An 18,121-nucleotide genomic window follows, 5' to 3' on the forward strand; every position below is an offset into this window, starting at 1 on the left:
CCCACCCGAGCGCCGTCCCTTGTCATGCGGGCTTGTTAAAATAACCCGCTCTCGGCCGGTTGCTTCCAGCCTTTCAACCTGTCGCCACTGTGACAGGTATAATTTGCAATTCTATTAAGGCGGGCAGGAGGCGGCAAGGGCAACCGCACATATTTTTGATTGAGCTTACGCGATCGACTCTTTCATGCTGCAACGCACACGACGGCATTTCACTCAACCTGCAGCCGACGAGCTTTTTCAGTACAATCCATAATATTAAGTAGTATTTTATGTTAATAGTCGTGAGCCTCGCACCTTTCTAAAGCACTAATATGTGTCGCCTCGAGCGGACGAGTACGCCCTGCCCAAAAATCGCCCCAAAAAGGTCCGTATTTTTTTCCGTTTGCCCATTTATTGTCACAATTGTGCTAAATATCCCGAAAAATGTGCATTGCTAGCTTATTATTTAGTCAATTCATGACGTGACTATTTCAATGGGCCGGGAAATTGTGTGTTGCGCTGCAACATTTTTTTGATATCGTGTGGTGAACCATTCGTTCAACGCATGGAGTTTCCGCATGAGGGATATTGCCAAGTCGGCCACGGCGGGCTTTTCGCAGGCTGACACCGATTTTCCGCCGCCGATCGGCGGCCTCATCAAGCGCAGCTTCGATATCGCCGGTTCGCTGGTCGGTCTGATCGCTCTCAGCCCGCTGTTCGTGATGATTGCGCTGCTCGTCAAGTTTTCCGACGGTGGATCGATTTTCTATGGCCATCGGCGAATCGGGCGCGGCGGACGGATTTTTCCGTGCCTGAAATTCCGCACCATGGTCCCGGACGGCGACAAGGTGCTGACCGCGTATCTTGCCACCAATCCGGATGCCAATGCGGAGTGGATGGCGACCCGCAAGCTGAAGAACGATCCGCGCGTCACCCGCGTCGGAGCAGTGTTGCGGAAGCTCAGCCTTGATGAACTGCCGCAGATCATCAACATCCTGCAGGGCGACATGAGCCTTGTCGGGCCTCGCCCCGTGGTGCGTGACGAGTTGGAAATCTACGGCAGTGCCGCGGTGTACTATCTGAAATCGCGGCCCGGCCTGACCGGCCTGTGGCAGGTCAGCGGCCGCAACGATGTCTCCTACGACAGCCGCGTCGCCTTCGACCGCCACTATGTCGAGAACTGGTCGCTGTTCGGCGACGTGCGCATCATCATCAAAACCGTGCCGGCCGTCTGGATGTCACGCGGCTCTTACTGACCGGCCGCCGGCACCAGGCATCCGGCGGCAAGCTCATCGGGCGATGGGGCTAAAACGGATCGGAACGTTCAGTTGAAAACAGACATGTTCGAAGCCTTTGGCAGCGGCCGCTTTTCCGGCCGCTCTCGGCTCATGGCCACATGCCTTGCGGCATCGCTCGCTTTTCTTCCCCGGATCGCCGCGGCCGAGGAATACCATCTCGGCTCGCAGGACAAGCTCACCATCCGCATCGCCGAATGGCAGACCGTCGAAGGCACGTTCCGCGACTGGTCGGCGGTGAACGGCGAATACACGGTCGGCCCGGGCGGAACGCTGTCGGTGCCTTTCGTCGGCGAGCTGCCGGCGGCCGGCAAGACCACGGCGGAAGTCGCGGCGGCGATCGGCGAGGCGCTGCAGCACAAGCTCGCTTTGTCGGACAAGCCCGAAGCCTCGGTCGAAATGGCGCAGTTCCGGCCATTCTACATCTCGGGCGAAGTGCAGAATCCCGGCCAGTTCCCCTATGTGCCCGATCTTACGGTGCTGAAAGCGCTCAGCGTCGCCGGCGGCATCAGGCGCAACACCGACTACGGTCCCCAGCTCGGCAAGGATCTGGTCACCGCCAAGGGCAATTTCGATATTTCCGACGACCAGCGCGTGCGGCTGCTCGTCAGGCGTGCCCGCATCGATGCCGATCTGGCCGGCAAGACGAGCTTCGAAGCGCCGAAGGAGGTCGAAGGCGACCCAAGGCTGCCGACCATCGTCAATGACGAGATGACGATCCTGACCGCCGACCAGAAGGCGCTGAAGCTGAAGCTCGAGGCGCTCGACGATCTCAAGGGTGTCCTGCAGGCCGAAATCGAATCGCTGCAGAAGAAGATCGTCAACCAGCAGAAGCAGGTCGACCTGGCGCAGCAGCAGCTCGCCAGCATCGGTCCGCTGGCGCAAAAGGGCCTGGTCGCCAATGCGCGGCTTCTGGATTCGCAGCAGTCCGTTACCGACCTGCAGGGCAAGATCCTCGACTACGAGACGGCCATCCTCACCGCCAAGCAGGCGATCAGCAAGGCGACGCAGGACGCCATCGATGCCCAGAACACGTTGAGCTCGAGCCTCGCCGCCGACCGGCAGCAGACCGAAGCCGACCTGAACGAGGCCGCGTTGAAGGTGAACATGCAGAGAGGCCTGATAGCCCAGGCCAGCGATCCCGCGACGACGGCCGCCATCACCAACGACCAGCAGCCTACCCTGCTCTATTCGCTGGTGCGCAATGTCGACGGCAAGACCAGCGAAATCGCCGCCAAGGAAGACACGCTGGTGCTGCCCGGCGATGTGATCAAGGTCAAGCTGGCGCCGCTGGCCAGCCAGTAGATCGCGCATCCTCTGAGCGGTTCATCGTTTCACGAAAACGCAGAACTGCTCTGGTCGCAGCGGCGGCCGAGTTGGATCGAACGCAGACATTTCATAAGTTGGGAAAGTACGCCGCAAGCGCAGTCTCGCTTACACCGTCCGATCCTCGCCACCAGATTGCTGGATAGCCCCAATCGTTGAAGTGCTGACCCGTGTGCTCACGCTCAAAATCAAACGTAAACTCACCGAAATAACCTGCTCTGCTCCTTGGCTGAAGCACACCGCAAACGGCGAGGATTTCGATTAGAACGCGCCTTTCTGCCTTGGAAGACTTGAGAGTGCCTGCTAACGCCTTCTCAAGGCTGCTGGCGGTCGCGTCAGGCTCCATGGAACGCGCCGTCTCCAGTATCTCATGCATCATTTGTTGGTCGGCGCCCGTAGGATTTTGGAGCGCCTCCGCGCGAAAAAGAGATAGGTCGAGCCAAGCGTAGACTGGATTGTCGCGCCTCACACCGCCCCATCTATGGCGCTCGAAGTTCAGCAAGCTTAAGTCGACTTTGGCAGGATTTTGGAATTCGTAGAAACCGCACCAATTGCATCGCTGCGCACCGGAAGGAACGATCGTGGCTGACGTCGTGGCAATTTCGTGCTGAGGAAAATTCGAGGCAAACGCATAGCTGCCTAGTGCGGACCTTAAATCCAACCGCCGACTGCCAAGGCTTGCCAAGAAGGAATTGGACAGAGCCGTCAGGTCTGCACGCTCGCGCTCCTCGATCAATTGGGAAACCACCTGATCGTGCGATAACTCGATAGGATCGAACATGTATCCCATTCGCTTGGCGTAAGCGAAGTCGTCAGGGGATACGTACCTGTCTGAATCCCGTATCCAACCGCCTTTCCAGAACGCCCCAAAGAGGATTTCCCTTGCCCGTTTGTCGTGCATTGCCCGCTCGTTGCTTGACACCCGAAGATCGCACACAAGAAACCCAGGGGAAATGGCAGGATTGGGTCGAACCCGCGTCGAAGCGGGTCGTGCTATGCGCCGCCTTGCGCCCGTTCGGGCCTCAGCCCGCGAAACGACAGCTCACGATTGGTCGACCGCCGCCGGACGGACGATATGCCGAGGCCAAGCTGGTTCGCCCCGTGCCGCATCCGCCGGCTCGAAAGCCGGCGACCACCGCGTGCGGGTGACCGGCAGCCGGGCCAGCTTGAAGTAGCTGAAATACATCAGGAAGGAGCCCATGATGTACGGGTTGAGGATCTCGACCTCGACGAAGGAGCGGATAAGCAGCAGCACCATCACGCCGAAGAGAATCACCGATTCCGACTGCCATGCCTTGAAGATCACCGTCGAGACGTGGCCGTAAAGCGTGCGCAGCATGATCAGCGATACCATCGCCGCCCCGGTGAAGCCGAGCTCGACAAGCGCCTCGACATAGGTGTTGTGGAAATGGAAGCCGGTGCGGGTGGTGATGTAGAATTCGTTCCACAGCCGCTCGGCCTCGGCAAAACCCTGCACCCAATAGGCGGCATAACCGACGCCGAGGATCGGCGAGCGCTGCGCGGCGTTCCAGCCCTGCTCCCACAGATAGGTCCGCCCGGTGAGCGTCGAATCCTTGCCGAAAAGGCCAAGCACGAAGTCCATGAGCCCGAGATTGAGGGCAACGAAGGCGACCACGACAATCATCCCGGCGCCGACCAGGAAGATCACCCGGCGATAGCGACGTGACAAAAGCTTGGTCATGGCAAGAAGCGCGATCAGCGCCAGGACCGCCGGTATCGAGGCCATCGAGGTGGCGGAATGCGAGACAACCAGCACATAGGCCGACAACAGCACGACGGGCACGGTCAGGATGAAGCTCAGCCGGCCACGCCGCAGGAAAGCAAGGAACACCACGGAGAAATAGATGCCGAGGGAGCCGACAAAGCCGATCTGGTTCTTGGAGGCAAAAGCGCCGACGAAATTGTAGGTGCCATCAAGCACGTCCTCGGAATAGCCGCCGACCTTGAGCGAATAGAGGAGGACGAAGAATATCCCGATCAGCGCGCCCAGCGTCAGGGTCCGCACGCTGACGGTGCGCGCAGCGACATAGGCACAGGCGATGTGGGAAAGGTACTGGATCGCCGTCCTGGCGGTGATGCCGGGTGCCTGCGACCAGAAGACGGAGAAGCAGACATAGGCCGCGAACAGCAGCGGCAGCCACGCGCTGGACAGCTGCCGCAGGAAGCGCCGGTAGTCGACCAGAATGAGCGGAAGCCAGACGGCGTAGTAGGCCAGGACCAGCACCTGGCCGAAAATAACGGAATAGGAGAACGCCCAGATCGAGAGGGCAACGGCAAACGCGCCATAGACCGAGTTCTTCTCGGGATCGACCAGCAGGGACTTTGGAATCTTCATCTCAGAGTCCCGTCGATGCGACCCAGGCCCGGCAGGCCGCAAGCCGGCCGGCATATCCGCGAACAGGGGCGTGCAATAAACGGCATCTCCATTGTGCAGTGCAATATAACCTATCGCACCGCATGCTCAATGGCAAATCCGGTCACCTTGTCTTACATCAGAGCAGTTCACCGTTTCACGGAAACGGCGAACTTCTCTAACTTTTTGTTTTTTAAGCAATTCCGGACGAAAAACCGTTCACACTTTTCCTGGAATTGCTTTAGCGAACGGGGAGAGATCAGCCGGTGGCCCACCCAGCACGCCCCCCCGGATCAGGCGAGGAGAACGCTACCACAGGGCTCCGCCGGTGATCTGTATGTTTTCCATGGTGATGCCTTTGGCAAGATCCGAGCACAGGAATACCGCCAGAGCGGCTATCTCCTGAGGCTGCAGCATGCGCTGCTGCGGGTTGCCCCTGGCAATCTCGGCCATGGCTTCTTCCGCCGTCCGCCCCTTGCCCTCGCGCTCGACGACTTGCGCCACATTGCGCCGCATCAGTTCGGTCTCGACCCAGGTCGGGCTGATCATGACGCAGGTGACGCCGTGCGCGGCCCCTTCCAGGGCCACGCAGCGGGTGAGTCCGAGAAGTCCGGCCTTCGACGCGCAATAGGCGGGGTTGTCCTTCCAGCCGACGGAAGCGGCGGTCGAGCCGATGTTGACGATGCGCCCCCAGCCGCGCCCGATCATGCCGGGAAGCACGGCGCGGGTGGCGCGGAAGGCGCCGGTCAGGTTGGTGTCGACGATCTTGTCCCACAGCGCATCGGAATGGCCGCAGACCGGCTGCTCGGCGGTGGTGCCGGCGGCGTTGACCAGTATGTCGGCAGGGCCGATAGCGGCTTCGGCTTCGGCGACGAAACGGCTGGTGGTCTCACTGTCGCGGACATCGAGATGAGCGGCCTGAACCCTGGTGCCATAGGCTGACAGGGCCGATCGCACGCGCTCAATTTCGTCGGCGCCCGGATAATAGGCGGCGTCGGATCTGTCGGTGTCCGCTGGCGCGATGTAGGAGCCGACGGCAACATTGGCGCCGGCTTGCGCCAAGGCCGTCGCAATGGCGAAACCCATGCCTGAAAACCCGCCGGTCACGATCGCGCTGCGGCCGGAAAGGTTTGTCATCGCGTGGTTCTCCGTTGGTTTGGGCAGGCAATCAGGTCCGGGAGTGTTTGTCGACGCGGGTCGCGGTTTCACCTCCCCTCAAAGAGGCTTGCCCAGCCATTCGCGATAGAAGCCTTCAAGATCCGGTTCGAAATCGTGCACGATGGGATAGCCGGGTGCCGCCGCTTCGACCTCGTGCATGGTGCCACACTCAGGGCAGATGAATTCTCGGATCTCCATCCATTGCGGATCGGGGATATCGCTGTTGGGATAGATTTCGCGCAGCGATTCCTCGGTGTTGCGCACGATGATCGAAGCCTTCAGCTTCCAGTTCTTGCGATAGTCGCCGAAGGAATGGCCGCATTCGCAGCGTGTCACCCTCTCGTCGCCGCTCTGGCAGATGAAGAGATGATCCGAGACCGGCAACAAGATCGGATCCTTCCAGCCTACACGGTCCTGCAGCACCGCGACATATTTGAAGAAACGATCATCGTCCTTGTAGGCGCTCATGACGCGTCGTGTCTGCGGCCAGGGCAGCGTGCCCGCGACCAGATCGGCAATGACTTCCTTGCTGTACGAGGTCATGGCTTTGCTCCCGGCATGAAGATCGATTTGGCGTCGACGTTCCAGAAATCGCTGAATTCCCTGGTGAAGCGCGACGACAGCTTGATCGCGCTGGCATACATTTTCTTCACCTCGGGTGCGAAGTCGGCCTGTTCGACACGGCCGCGTTCGGTCGCGATCCACTCCGAGACCGGCCTTGCCTGCGCGAGCCGTCTGGCGCGCATCTCGGCGCGATGACGCTTGGTGGCCTCGAGGTTGGCGACGGGGTAGCCGTCCCCGTCCTCGTCCAGCATGATGCCGAAGATGCCCTCGGCCGCTTCCTTGGTCAGATAGCCGTTCTCGACATCCATCGCCGTCTTGATCGGGTCGCGCTCCAGCACGTCGCCATAACCGCCGCCGCCATTGTAGGAATGGGTGAAGACGTCGCCAGTCTTGTGCGGTGCGGTGATGTAGGGCCCCTCCATCGTGACGTGCTCGCCCTGTAGCCGGACTTCGAGTTCGGAGCGATGCGGGTTGGTGCCGGTGTGGTGCGCCAGCGGCGCCCGCTTTTCGGCGAGTTCGAAGATGTTTGAGTCGCGCACCGCGCGATGCTTCTGGCAGGTCGGCGCCGGATAGCCGCCGCACATGCCGCCATTGTCAAACACACGCGAGGAATGCTCCGATGTAACCAGCCTGAGATGGTCGGTCTTCGAGACCAGCCATGTCGACAGGAAGGAGCAGCCGCCGCGATATTTGCCGGCGCCGCCGGAATTGGGAACGATCGAGCGGCCGATATAGACCATCGGCATGTTCTGTTCCCAGATCTCGATGTTTCCCATGTCGGATTCAGGGTTCCAGCCGACATAGGCAGTGTCCAGCCCATCCTTGATTGCCAGCGCGCCGGAACCGGCGGCAGCACATTCGAAATGCGCCATGCCGAACAGCTTGCCGTACTGGCTGGTGCCGCCCATCTCGATCATCGGGCTGTTGACCTGGCCGACGAAGGCTTCCTCGACAAAACCGCGGCCGATGAAGGAGCGCGACAAAAGCCGCTGGAACACGCCATAGGCAGGAAGCAGCAGGGCCCATGAGGTGGCGGTCGCAACCATCTCGTTGTCGGGGTTGGTCCAGGTGCCGTGCGGCAGTTTCAGTTCGGTCGCCATCCAGGCGCCGTCATTGACCAGGCCTTCGAAATTCATGTGCTGGGTGAGCGTCACGAACATGCCGCCATCCATGCCGGCCGGCGTGCAGTTCATCGAATGGTAACCCCAGGGCTGCGTGCCTTCGAAGTCCATGATGATCTTGCCGTCGGTGGTGATCTCCATCTCGATCGGTATGTTGTAGAGCCAGTCGGGATCGCCGAGCGGCTGGTAGCCCGGCTTGCCCTTGGTGACGTGGCCGTAGAAGGTGTGGCCGCGATAGATGCCGGGCACTGTCAGCTGGCGCGTGCGGGCGAGCTGGGCGCGGCGGCCTTCCTCGATGAACTCCTTCGACACCTGCATCCAGTAGTCGAGGCCGATCTCGTCGATCAGCGCCTTGACGCTTTCGCGCATGTCGATGCAAGAGGCGACCTTGGCCTTCTCGTCGAGCACCCAGTAGATCGGCATGCGCAAATTGCGCTCGCAGCGGATGACATAGTCGCGGCGGATCTCGTCGTTCTCGCCGACCTTTTCGGCGCAGACGAAAAGGCCCTCGGTGAAGCGCTCCTGCGCCAGCGCCACGTCGCCGCCAGGCGTGATGCCGCCAGCCTCGAGTTCGTGGCAGACCGCGCCGGCCCAACCAACCAGCTTGCCCGAATGGAAGATCGGCACAACGTCCATCACGTCGGGCACCTGCACCGTGCCGATGAAGGCATCGTTGTTGGCGAAGATATCACCGTCGTGGATGCAAGGGTTCTCTTCGTAGCCGTTGCGGATCATCCATTTGATGAAGCGGCTCATCGTGTGCACATGCACCATGATGCCGTTGGAGAGCGCGATCGCATCGCCTTCCGGCGTGTAGATGGCGACGACCATTTCACCGACTTCGCGCACGCCGGGCGAGGCGGAGATGCGGCGGGCCATCTCGCGCGCCGAGACGCAGTAGGCGCGCAGCTTGGTGTGCAATGTTTCGAACTTCAACGGGTCCTGGTTGCGCAGTTCGAGGTCGGTGATGCCGTCATAGCAGCCGGTCTCTTCCATGAGCCGTTCGGATTCGATCAGCCGTTCGCGGATGCGCAGCGCGGAGGCGGGTTTGTCCAGCATGGTAACAGCCCTTCTCAAGCGTGGGTGTAGTGCAGCAGCGTCCATTCATCGACATGGACGCGGTCTTGCGGGTGAACGACGAGCGTTGTCGCCGGGTGTTCGATGATGGCCGGGCCGATGACCTCGTGGCCGGGCTGCAGAAGGTCCATCTCGTAGAGATTGGCCTTGTGCCAACGTCCGCCAATATAGGCATCGCGAACGCCCTTGTGGGCGGACGCCGGATCCGACTTGCCGAGCGGGCGCTTGAGCAGCACCGGCTTGACCTTGTCGGCGGTAGCGATGAGGCCAAGTTCGGTGATCGAGAAGCCAGCCTCGCCATAGCGCGAGACGCGATGGTTGACCTTGGCATAGACCGCCTCGAACTCGTCGATAACCCTGCGCATGTCTTCGGCCGAATGGATGGCCGACAGCGGCGCCATCACCTCGACGTCCTCTAGCTGGCCGGTGTAGCGCATCATCAGGAACGGCACGGTCCTGATCTTGTCGCGCGCATGGCCGTCCTCGATCATCTCGTCGACCGCCGCCTTGGTGAGGTCGTCCCAGACATTGGTGACCTTCTTGCCGAAGGCGAGCAGTTCGTCATCGCTGGCGCGCGCGCCGATGTCATGCTGCGTCGACACCGAATGCCGGCGCATGAAATCGGCTGTGGTGCAGCCAAAGGCCGAGAAGGCGGCGGCGAACTGGAAGGTTATGATGTCCTTGAAGCCGATGCCCCTGGAGCAGCCGGCCAGATGCAGCGGGCCTGAGCCGCCATAGGAGAGCAGCGTGAATTCCGAGGGGTGGATGCCTTGGCCGGAGATGACGCGGCGCAACGCATTGTTGGCGTCGGCCTCCAGCATGTCGATCATGCCTTCGGCGGCCTCCTCGACACCGACGCCGAGCAGGCGTGAGCACTTTTCCTCGAACGCGGCTCTCGCTTTCTCGACCTGCAGCACGACCTTGCCGCCGAGGAAATAGTGCGGGTTGAGGCGGCCGAGGATGGCGTCGCAATCGGCGATGGTCGGCTCCGTGCCACCCTTGGCGAAGCAGATCGGGCCGGGGTCGGAGCCGGCGCTTTCCGGCCCGAGCGAGACTTTCCTGGTCAGCGGGTCGACCTTCAGGATCATGCCGGCACCGGCGCCGATCGTATCGAGATGCAGCGTCGGGACATTGAGCTTGAAGCGGTCCATCAGCGGCTCGTTCTCGATCCGGGTCTGGCCGCGGGTGATGACGCCCATGTCGAAGGAGGTGCCGCCCATATCCGAGCAGATCAGCGAATCATTGCCGATCAGCTTGCCGACATAGGCCGCACCGAGGATGCCGCCGATCGGGCCGGAGATCATGGTCTCGTGCAGGCGCGGGTGGTTGATGGAGGTCAGACCGCCGAAGGAGAGCAGCGTCTGCACGCCGTATTTGAAGCCGTATTTCTTCGCGACGTCCTCGATGCCCTTGAGCTGCTTGCGGCCGCGCGAGGTGGCATAGGCCTCGATCAGCACCGAGTTCAGCCGCGACTGTTCGCGGATGACCGGGCGGACCTCATGGCTGGTGTAGACGCGGATATCGGCGCCGGCGGCAGCGACCTCCTCGCGGCAGATCTCGGCAATGCGCTTCTCGTGCACCGGATTGACGTGCGAGAAGATCGTCATGATGCAGATGCCCTCGACCTTGTCGGCGATGAGCTTCCTGGCGGCGGCAACGACCTCGTGTTCGTAGAGCGGCAGGATGATGTCGCCGAACTGGTCGATGCGTTCGGTGACGCCATGGGTGCGGCGGCGCGGCACAAGCGGATCGGGATGCTGATGCGTCACCGCATGGAGGCGGTCGGCGTAGGAATAGTCGGCCCAGGCCTGCAGGCCGCGGCCCATCAGGATCATGTCCTCGAGGCCCTTGGTGGTGATCAGGCCAAGCCGGCGGCCGGTGCGCGACAACAGCGTGTTGAGCATGCCGGTGCCGGAATAGAGCACCACGTTCACGCCCGAAAACAGCTGTTCCAGCGAGATGCCCCAGGCGTCGGCCGCATCCTCCGCCGAGGCGAGGAAGCCCTCGGCCTCGTTCTTCGGCGTGGTCGCCGACTTGCCGATCTTGAAGTGGCCGTCCTGATCGACAAGGATAGTGTCGGTCATGGTGCCGCCGGCGTCGATGCCGATGACGATGGGGTTGGTAGTGATCTGGTCCACGGGTCGCCTTCCCTCTTCGAGAATGACCGCAGGCTAGATTCGATCGCGCGGATCGCGCCATATGCCTAAAGGCACAATGACGAGCGGGAACTCGTCACCGACAAAGAGGCATGCGCATGGGCAATATCTGGGCGCCGCTCGCAAGGGCGATCGCCGCCACCGGCACGGACAAGCATGTCGACTGCCTGATCGATCTGATCGGCGCCGACATCGATCACGACCTTGTCACTGTAACGCGCTACTCGACCACCCAGACACCGGAATTCGTCAAGCACCGGCGCTTCTCCGACGAGATGGTCCAACGCTATCTCGCCAGCTACTACGTCTTCGACCCGTTCTATGCCTCCTGGCGGCGCGATCGCCGGTTGGGCATCATGCCACTGAAGCGGCTTGCCGACGACGAAGCCAAGCGCGGCCAGTACATAGCCGGCTTCCTGACGCAATCGGACATCTGCGACGAGGTCGGCATCATGCTCGCCGATGGCGGCGACTGGTGCCTCGGCATCTTCCTCGACCGATCGGCCAGCGCGTTCAAGGAGAGCGAGATTGCCCTTCTGGACGAGCGGCTGCCGGTGTTCGAGGCGCTGCACGCGCTCGACATCAAGGCGCGCGGGCGCGAGTTCTTTCGCACGTCGGCGCCAACCGGTCCGGGCGCCTCACCCCGGCAGGAGCCGACCATCCCGACGAGCCTGTGGCCGGAACTGTCGCTGCGCGAGCGCGAGCTTGTGCAGCTGATCCTCGCCGGCCATCCGACCGCCAACATCGCCGAGCGCCTCGGCATCACCGTCGGCACCGTCAAGAACCACCGCCGGCGCATCTATGAGAAGCTCGACATCACCACCGAGCGGGAATTGTTCCTGCAGTTTTTCCAGCACCGGGCCGACCGGTAGCCGGCCTCTAATGTCTGCGCCAAGTGGCCTCAATTGCCGCCGAAACGATCCGATCACGAGCCTCAAAATTCCACTTGCGGAACCGCGTCGTCCCAGCTTAGTCTCGGCATCGCGCAGAAAATGAAATTTAATTCCATTTACCTGTCGAACCCCGCAAGCCACTGTCGTGCCGAGAAAATCGCCTGATACAATCGACTGAGATAATATTTGATATATCATCTACCGAAACGGAACTAGCATAAATGGTTCAGCAGACAGCGATCCAGCCATCGGCGCCCTGGTTGCGGCTCGACGTCGACGAGTCCGACTGGAACGCCGCCGAGGCGTCGAATCTCGTGCGCTGGTATCACCAGATGCTGCTCATCCGCCGTTTCGAGGAAAAGGTGCTCGACCTTGCCAATGCCGGACTGGTGCATGGGCCCGCGCACGCCAGTATAGGACAGGAGGCGACGGCCGTCGGCGCGATGTCCGTTCTCGGCACCGGCGACCGCATCAACGGTACGCATCGCGCGCACCATCAGGTGCTGGCCAAGCTCGTCAACGCGCAAACACCGGCTGGCTTCAACCCGCTGCACGACGCTTTCAGTGCGGACATGCAGGGGTCCGTGCGGGGCCTGATGGCCGAGATCATGGGGCTCAACGCGGGTTACTGCGGCGGCCGCGGCGGCTCGATGCATATGCGCGACGATGCTTCCGGCGTTCCCGGCACCAGCGCCATCATCGGCGGCAACCTGCCGCATGCGGCGGGCTATGCGCTGGCCGACAAGCTGCTTGGCACCGGCAACATTTCGGTCGCCTTCTTCGGCGACGGAACAATGATGGCCGGACCGGCCTATGAGGCGATGAACATCGCCGCGCTCTACCGGCTGCCGGTGATCTTCTTCGCCGAGAACAATTTTTACGCCGTCTCCACCCATGTCAACGAACAGACGCGCGAGACGCGGCTGGCGTCACGTGGTCCGATGCTGGGCTTTCGCGGCATCGAATGCGACGGCATGGATGTGGTGGCGGTCCATCACGCCATGCGCGAGGCGCGCCGGGCCATCGAGGAAGACGGCGGGCCGGTCCTGGTCGAGGCGCTCTGCTACCGTTTCCTGCACCAGAGCGGCGCGCGGCCGGGCAGCGAATTCGGCTATCGCACACGCGCCGAGGAGGACGTCTGGAAGGCGCGCGACCCGCTCACGACGATGGCCGCGCGGCTGAAGGCGAAGGGCATCCTCAATGCCTCCGACCTCGCTACGCTCGACCAACGCGTCGTGGAGGTGGTCAATACCGCCGCCGACTCGCTGACCGAAATGAGCGGCAACGCGTTGCGCATTCCCGACCATCTGTGGCCAAGCCCTGACGAAGTCGACAACCAGATCCGCGGCGACCTTTCGGAACTCAAGGACGAACGCTTCCTGGAGATCGAGGATGTGCCGCCGGCCGAGACCAGGCAGGTCAAGTTCATGGTTGCCGCATCGGAAGTGATCGCGCGCGCCATGGAGCAGGACCCGCGCATCATCATCATGGGCGAGGATGTGCACCGGCTGCGCGGCGGCGTCTCCGGCGCCACCAAGGGAGCGCTGGAGCGCTGGCCGGAGCGCGTGCTGGCGATGCCGATCGCCGAGAACGGTTTCGTCGGCGTGGCGCTGGGCGCGGCCCTGTGCGGCCTGCGGCCGATCGTCGAGATCATGTTCGGCGACTTCTGCCTGGTCGCCGCCGACCAGCTTTTCAATGCGGTCAGCAAGGTGCGGCACATGTTCGGCGGCGGCTTCCCGGTGCCGATCGTGGTCAGGGTGCGCGTCTCGCCGCACACCGGCTACGGCTCGCAGCATTCGGGTGACCCGTCCGGCCTGTTCGCACTCTATCCCGGTTGGCGCATCGTCGCGCCGACGACGCCCTTCGACTATGTCGGCCTGATGAATTCGGCGCTGAAATGCGACGACCCGGTCGTCGTCATCGAGCATGTCGAACTGTTCCCGAGCGAGGGGCCCATTCCGACCGATGACCGAGACTATTGCGTGCGGCTCGGCAAGGCGAAAATCGTCAGGCCAGGCAGCGCCTGCACTTTGCTCACCTCGGCCAGCATGGTGTCCGTGGCCAGGCAGGTGGCCGAGGAGACCGGCGTCGATGCCGAGATCATCGACCTGCGCAGCCTCGACCCGACCGGGCTCGACTGGAAGCTGGTGGAAGCCTCCATCCGCAAGACCAACCGCGTCGCCATCGTCGAGCAGGTACAGCGCGGGCTGGCGCTCGGCGGACGGCTGACACAGGAGATTCAGGACCGCGTGTTCGACTATCTCGACCACGAGGTCCTGCATGTGACGGGCAGCCTTTCGGCTCCCGTCGTATCGGCCCCGCTCAACCGGGCCGCACTGGGCGGCGCTGACAAGCTCAAGGCCGCTCTTCGATCCCTCACCGGCGTGAGCGGGTAGAGCTGATGCATTGCCACAAAGATCCGACAAGAAAATGGGAGAACTGACATGAACATCCTACCGAGAACCAAGACCAGGGCGACGATGCTGGCGGCCGTGCTTATGGCCACCAGCGCCTTCTGGGCGCCGTCGACCTTCGCTCAGGGCGAGAAACCGCTGGTCATCGCGCGCAACATCGACCTCAACTCGCTCGATCCACACCGCGCCTTCTGCGACACCTGCCAGATCTACAATTCCAGCGTCTATGAATCGCTGCTGACGCTGGACAAGGACAACAAGCTGGTCCCACTCTTGGCTTCCAAGTGGGAAGGCAATGCCGACCAGACCAGCTTCACCTTCACGCTCGACCCGGCCGCCAAATTCTCGGACGGTTCGCCGGTCGAAGCCAAGGACGTGAAATGGTCGTGGGAGCGGCTGAAGAACCTCAAGGGCAGCGCCTCGTTCCTGATGGACAATGTCGCCTCGATCGAGACGCCGGACGCACATACGGTCGTCGTCAAGATGGTCGCGCCGAGCTCGGAATTCCTGAATATCGCGGCGGCGCCCTATACGGCTGTCGTCAACAGCAAGGTTGCTTCCGAGGCCGGCGCCAAGGCCGGTGCGGACGCCTCGACCACGGACAATGCCGAGGCCTGGTTCCTGGCGCATTCGGCCGGGAGCGCGCCGTTCGTGCTGAAATCCTATGAGCCCAACTCGGAAGTGCGCCTGGTGCGCAACGACAAGTACTGGCGCAAGGCGCCGGCACTGAGCGAAGTCGTCATCCGCCAGACCAAGGACGCGGTGGCGCAGGCGCAGATGCTGCAAAGCGGCACCGCCGACATCGCCATGCAGATCGACCCGGATACCGCCAAGACGATGACGGGCAGCGACGTCAAGATCGAGACCGTGCCGTCCTACAACTTCATCTATGTCGCGCTGTCGCCCGGCGCCAAGGCCAACAAGGTGCCCTTGACGCCCGAGGTGCGCGAGGCGATCTCGCTTGCGCTCGACCGCCCGAGCATCCTCGACTTCACCATCGGCTCCGAGGGCCAGCTGATCAGCGCACCGATCCCGCTCGGCTTCCCGGGCGGCTCGGGCTTCGAAGCGCAGCCCTATGATCTCGACAAGGCAAAGGACCTTTTGGCCAAGGCCGGCCATGCCGACGGGTTCGAGATGGAAGCGGCGTTCCCGGGCATGAACGTCTATGGCGTCGACCTGTCACTCCTGATGCAGAAGGTCCAGCAGGACCTGGCCAAGGTCAACATCAAGCTCGATCTGCAGCCGATCCCCTTCGCCAACTGGCGCGAACGCATCAACGGTGACGGCATCCCGATGACCGCGGTGTTCTACGCGCCGGACTATTACGGCACCTCGCAGTACATCGAGTATTTCGCCATGACCAAGGGCAGCCCGTGGGCGCGGCGCGCCGGCGCGGAACGCGAGCCTTCGGTGCTCAACCCGAAGGAGTCCGAGCTCTACAAGGCGGCGCTCGCCGCGAGCGGCGACGAGGCCGCCAAGCTCTGGCATCAAGCCGGCGAGGAGATGATCAAGGACAGGGTCATCCTGCCGCTGGTCAGCCCGAACCTGATCCTGGCCTACAAGTCCGACGTCAAGGGCGTGCGCTACAGCGCTTGTTGCAACCTGCCGCTGGCCGAACTCAGCCACTGAGCGAAAAGATGACGGGGAGGCGCAAGACCGCCTTCCCGTTTCTGCCCCTCTGGAAGATCGCAAAATCCTGTTCTTCCAGTATTCAAACTAATATATGATATATCAATGAGCGGAGACCTCGCCATGCCTTCCCTGATCAACTCCAAGGACCAGATGCTGCGCGAGCGCGCGGCCTCGGTCATTCCGGGCGGCATGTGGGGGCACATGTCCACGCGCTATCTCGGCTCCGCCTATCCGCAATTCTTCGAGCGCGCCGACGGCTGCAGGGTCTGGGATGTCGATGGGCGCGAATACATCGACCTGATGTGCAGCTGGGGTCCCAACATCCTTGGCCATCACCATCGCGCGGTCGAGGAAGCGGCGGCGCGGCAGCGAAGCCTGGGTGACGCCATGAACGGCCCGGGCGAAGTGCTGGTCGAACTCGCCGAACTGCTGGTCAAGACCGTGGCGCATGCCGACTGGGCGATGCTGCAGAAGAACGGTACCGACGCCACCACGGCCTGCGTGACCATAGCGCGCGCCGGCACTGGCCGGCGCAAGGTGCTGGTTGCGCGCGGCTCCTATCACGGCGCGGTGCCGTGGTGCACGCCCTCGCTCGCCGGCGTCACCGCCGAGGATCGCGCCCATCTGATCCATTTCGACTACAATGACGTTGCCAGCCTGGAAGCCGCCGTCGAGCAGGCCGGCAATGATCTTGCCGCTGTCGTCGTCACCGCCTTCCGGCACGACGTCGCCCGCGACCAGGAACTGCCGACCGCCGCCTTTGCCAGGCGCGCGCGGGAACTCACCACGGCCGCCGACGCGGCGCTGATCGTCGATGATGTCAGGGCCGGGTTCCGCATCGATCTCGCCGGCAGCTGGGAGCCCCTCGGTGTGCGGCCGGACCTTTCCGCCTTCTCGAAGGCTATCGCCAATGGCTATCCGCTGGCCGCCATCACCGGCACGGACCGGTTCCGCGAGGCCGCGACAAAAGTCTATGTGACGGGCTCGTTCTGGTATGGCGCCGTCGCCATGGCCGCGGCGATCGCCACCATCAAGACGCTGCGCGACACCAATGCGATCGCCAGCATGAATGCCGCCGGTGAGCGGTTGCGCTCCGGCCTCGACGCTGCCGCCAGGAAACATGGCCTTTCGCTTCGCCAGACCGGGCCAGTGTCGATGCCGATGGTGCTGTTCGACGGCGATGCCGAGTTTAGGAAGGCCGATGCCTTCTGTTCGGCCGCCTTGCGCGAAGGCGCCTATTTCCATCCCCGGCACAACATGTTCCTGAGCGCCGCGCACACCGCCCGGGACGTCGACCTTGCGCTTCAGGCCGCCGATGCCGGCATGACCGCGGCTGCGCAGGTGGCGTGAGCCGGTGCCGATGCGTTTGGGGAGAAAGGATCGCTCAGCCGGCCGCCGAGACCAGGCGGCCGTTCTGCGCGGCGCGGCGCAATTCCTCCGGCGTGACCGAACCGTCGTTCAGCCTTTCCAGAACCTTGACCAGCAGCCGGCCGCCTTCGATCATGTCCTGCTGGATGCCCTTGCGCACACCGTTCTCGTCACGCGCCCGCAGCGCGTCGAGTATGTCGAGATGACGGTGGCGGCCGTCATAGGTCGGCCTGGCATTCGGGTACTGGTAATTGACCAGCGGGCCGTTGCGCAGCCAGATGCCCTCGATGATGGCGAGCAGCTCCGGCATGCCCGCGGCCTGGTAGATCGAGTGGTGGAATTCCCAGTTGTCGCGGACGGCCTCGAACCAGCGGCCATTGTCCTCGTCGTCGATCAGCCTCTCATGCACCGCCGTCAGGCGGTCGATCTCGCGCGGTTCGATGCGCGTCGTCGCCGCGGCACCGGCCATGCCTTCGAGATGCAGGCGAATGCTGCGCAGCTCCAGATATTGGGCGAGCGACAGCTGGGCGACGGTGATCGACCGGCCCGCCTCCATCTCCAGGCCCTTTTCACGGACCAGTTGCATCAACGCCTCGCGCACCGGCGTTTCGGAAACCTGAAGACTGGCGGCGAGGTCGCGGATCTTGAAGCGATGGCCGGGCCAGAAGCGGCCTTCCATCATGGCGCGGCGCAGCTCTTCGTAGACGCGTGTCGTCAGATTGTCGCGCGCGATCGGCGCGATGGAAGCAGTCACATCCAGTCTC

The 18,121-nt window shown here is 62.7% G+C and carries 13 protein-coding genes; 6 read left to right on the forward strand and 7 right to left on the reverse strand.

What is annotated here, in order from left to right:
- The first annotated feature begins 557 nt into the window (after nt 1–557).
- Nucleotides 558–1,235, forward strand: a complete 678-nt coding sequence (locus MesoLj_RS01290) for a sugar transferase (protein ID WP_140770020.1) — start codon at nt 558–560, stop codon at nt 1,233–1,235.
- An 84-nt stretch (nt 1,236–1,319) separates the two neighbouring features.
- Nucleotides 1,320–2,579 carry a polysaccharide biosynthesis/export family protein gene (locus tag MesoLj_RS01295; RefSeq protein ID WP_181179696.1) on the forward strand — a complete coding sequence of 420 codons (1,260 nt, stop codon included), beginning with the start codon at nt 1,320–1,322 and terminating at the stop codon, nt 2,577–2,579.
- Between the two features lie 91 nt (nt 2,580–2,670).
- On the opposite strand, the gene MesoLj_RS01300 is transcribed toward MesoLj_RS01295, so the two are convergent.
- The 6 genes from MesoLj_RS01300 to MesoLj_RS01325 form a co-directional block, all read right to left on the reverse strand.
- The gene (locus tag MesoLj_RS01300; RefSeq protein ID WP_202324830.1) at nt 2,671–3,501 is read right to left on the reverse strand and encodes a hypothetical protein; all 831 of its coding nucleotides are present in this window, start codon (nt 3,499–3,501) and stop codon (nt 2,671–2,673) included.
- Between the two features lie 141 nt (nt 3,502–3,642).
- Nucleotides 3,643–4,956, reverse strand: coding sequence for an O-antigen ligase family protein (locus tag MesoLj_RS01305; protein WP_202324831.1), 1,314 nt, complete (start codon nt 4,954–4,956; stop codon nt 3,643–3,645).
- A gap of 327 nt (nt 4,957–5,283) precedes the next feature.
- The gene (locus MesoLj_RS01310) at nt 5,284–6,111 is read right to left on the reverse strand and encodes an SDR family NAD(P)-dependent oxidoreductase (RefSeq protein ID WP_202324832.1); all 828 of its coding nucleotides are present in this window, start codon (nt 6,109–6,111) and stop codon (nt 5,284–5,286) included.
- A gap of 78 nt (nt 6,112–6,189) precedes the next feature.
- Complete coding sequence (locus tag MesoLj_RS01315; protein WP_056569396.1) at nt 6,190–6,675, reverse strand: acetone carboxylase subunit gamma; 486 nt, start codon at nt 6,673–6,675, stop codon at nt 6,190–6,192.
- Complete coding sequence (locus MesoLj_RS01320; RefSeq protein ID WP_202324833.1) at nt 6,672–8,876, reverse strand: hydantoinase B/oxoprolinase family protein; 2,205 nt, start codon at nt 8,874–8,876, stop codon at nt 6,672–6,674. Before MesoLj_RS01320 ends, MesoLj_RS01315 begins: the two co-directional genes overlap by 4 nt.
- Nucleotides 8,877–8,890: 14 nt before the next feature.
- Entirely contained in the window at nt 8,891–10,978 is a 2,088-nt protein-coding gene (locus MesoLj_RS01325) for a hydantoinase/oxoprolinase family protein (RefSeq protein ID WP_244735499.1), read from the reverse strand.
- A 164-nt stretch (nt 10,979–11,142) separates the two neighbouring features.
- On the opposite strand from MesoLj_RS01325, the gene MesoLj_RS01330 reads away from it, so the two are divergent.
- The 4 genes from MesoLj_RS01330 (at nt 11,143) to MesoLj_RS01345 (ending at nt 17,339) form a co-directional block, all read left to right on the forward strand.
- Complete coding sequence (locus tag MesoLj_RS01330) at nt 11,143–11,922, forward strand: helix-turn-helix transcriptional regulator (RefSeq protein ID WP_202324835.1); 780 nt, start codon at nt 11,143–11,145, stop codon at nt 11,920–11,922.
- Nucleotides 11,923–12,164: 242 nt separating this feature from the next.
- Complete coding sequence (locus MesoLj_RS01335; protein WP_202324836.1) at nt 12,165–14,339, forward strand: alpha-ketoacid dehydrogenase subunit alpha/beta; 2,175 nt, start codon at nt 12,165–12,167, stop codon at nt 14,337–14,339.
- Between the two features lie 84 nt (nt 14,340–14,423).
- The gene (locus MesoLj_RS01340; RefSeq protein ID WP_202327104.1) at nt 14,424–15,986 is read left to right on the forward strand and encodes an ABC transporter substrate-binding protein; all 1,563 of its coding nucleotides are present in this window, start codon (nt 14,424–14,426) and stop codon (nt 15,984–15,986) included.
- A 123-nt stretch (nt 15,987–16,109) separates the two neighbouring features.
- Nucleotides 16,110–17,339 carry an aminotransferase class III-fold pyridoxal phosphate-dependent enzyme gene (locus MesoLj_RS01345; RefSeq protein WP_202327105.1) on the forward strand — a complete coding sequence of 410 codons (1,230 nt, stop codon included), beginning with the start codon at nt 16,110–16,112 and terminating at the stop codon, nt 17,337–17,339.
- Between the two features lie 34 nt (nt 17,340–17,373).
- On the opposite strand, the gene MesoLj_RS01350 is transcribed toward MesoLj_RS01345, so the two are convergent.
- Nucleotides 17,374–18,111, reverse strand: coding sequence for a GntR family transcriptional regulator (locus MesoLj_RS01350; RefSeq protein WP_065005413.1), 738 nt, complete (start codon nt 18,109–18,111; stop codon nt 17,374–17,376).
- Between the last annotated feature and the right edge of the window lie 10 nt (nt 18,112–18,121).

This window comes from Mesorhizobium sp. 113-3-9, assembly GCF_016756515.1.
Taxonomy (GTDB): domain Bacteria; phylum Pseudomonadota; class Alphaproteobacteria; order Rhizobiales; family Rhizobiaceae; genus Mesorhizobium.

Coding starts and splice junctions, on each gene's coding strand:
- MesoLj_RS01315 (WP_056569396.1), bottom strand. CDS start 6,675: ATGACCTCGTACAGCAAGGAAGTCATTGCCGATCTGGTCGCGGGCACG.
- MesoLj_RS01345 (WP_202327105.1), top strand. CDS start 16,110: ATGCCTTCCCTGATCAACTCCAAGGACCAGATGCTGCGCGAGCGCGCG.
- MesoLj_RS01330 (WP_202324835.1), top strand. CDS start 11,143: ATGCGCATGGGCAATATCTGGGCGCCGCTCGCAAGGGCGATCGCCGCC.
- MesoLj_RS01320 (WP_202324833.1), bottom strand. CDS start 8,876: ATGCTGGACAAACCCGCCTCCGCGCTGCGCATCCGCGAACGGCTGATC.
- MesoLj_RS01310 (WP_202324832.1), bottom strand. CDS start 6,111: ATGACAAACCTTTCCGGCCGCAGCGCGATCGTGACCGGCGGGTTTTCA.
- MesoLj_RS01305 (WP_202324831.1), bottom strand. CDS start 4,956: ATGAAGATTCCAAAGTCCCTGCTGGTCGATCCCGAGAAGAACTCGGTC.
- MesoLj_RS01335 (WP_202324836.1), top strand. CDS start 12,165: ATGGTTCAGCAGACAGCGATCCAGCCATCGGCGCCCTGGTTGCGGCTC.
- MesoLj_RS01340 (WP_202327104.1), top strand. CDS start 14,424: ATGCTGGCGGCCGTGCTTATGGCCACCAGCGCCTTCTGGGCGCCGTCG.
- MesoLj_RS01295 (WP_181179696.1), top strand. CDS start 1,320: ATGTTCGAAGCCTTTGGCAGCGGCCGCTTTTCCGGCCGCTCTCGGCTC.
- MesoLj_RS01290 (WP_140770020.1), top strand. CDS start 558: ATGAGGGATATTGCCAAGTCGGCCACGGCGGGCTTTTCGCAGGCTGAC.
- MesoLj_RS01300 (WP_202324830.1), bottom strand. CDS start 3,501: ATGCACGACAAACGGGCAAGGGAAATCCTCTTTGGGGCGTTCTGGAAA.
- MesoLj_RS01325 (WP_244735499.1), bottom strand. CDS start 10,978: ATGACCGACACTATCCTTGTCGATCAGGACGGCCACTTCAAGATCGGC.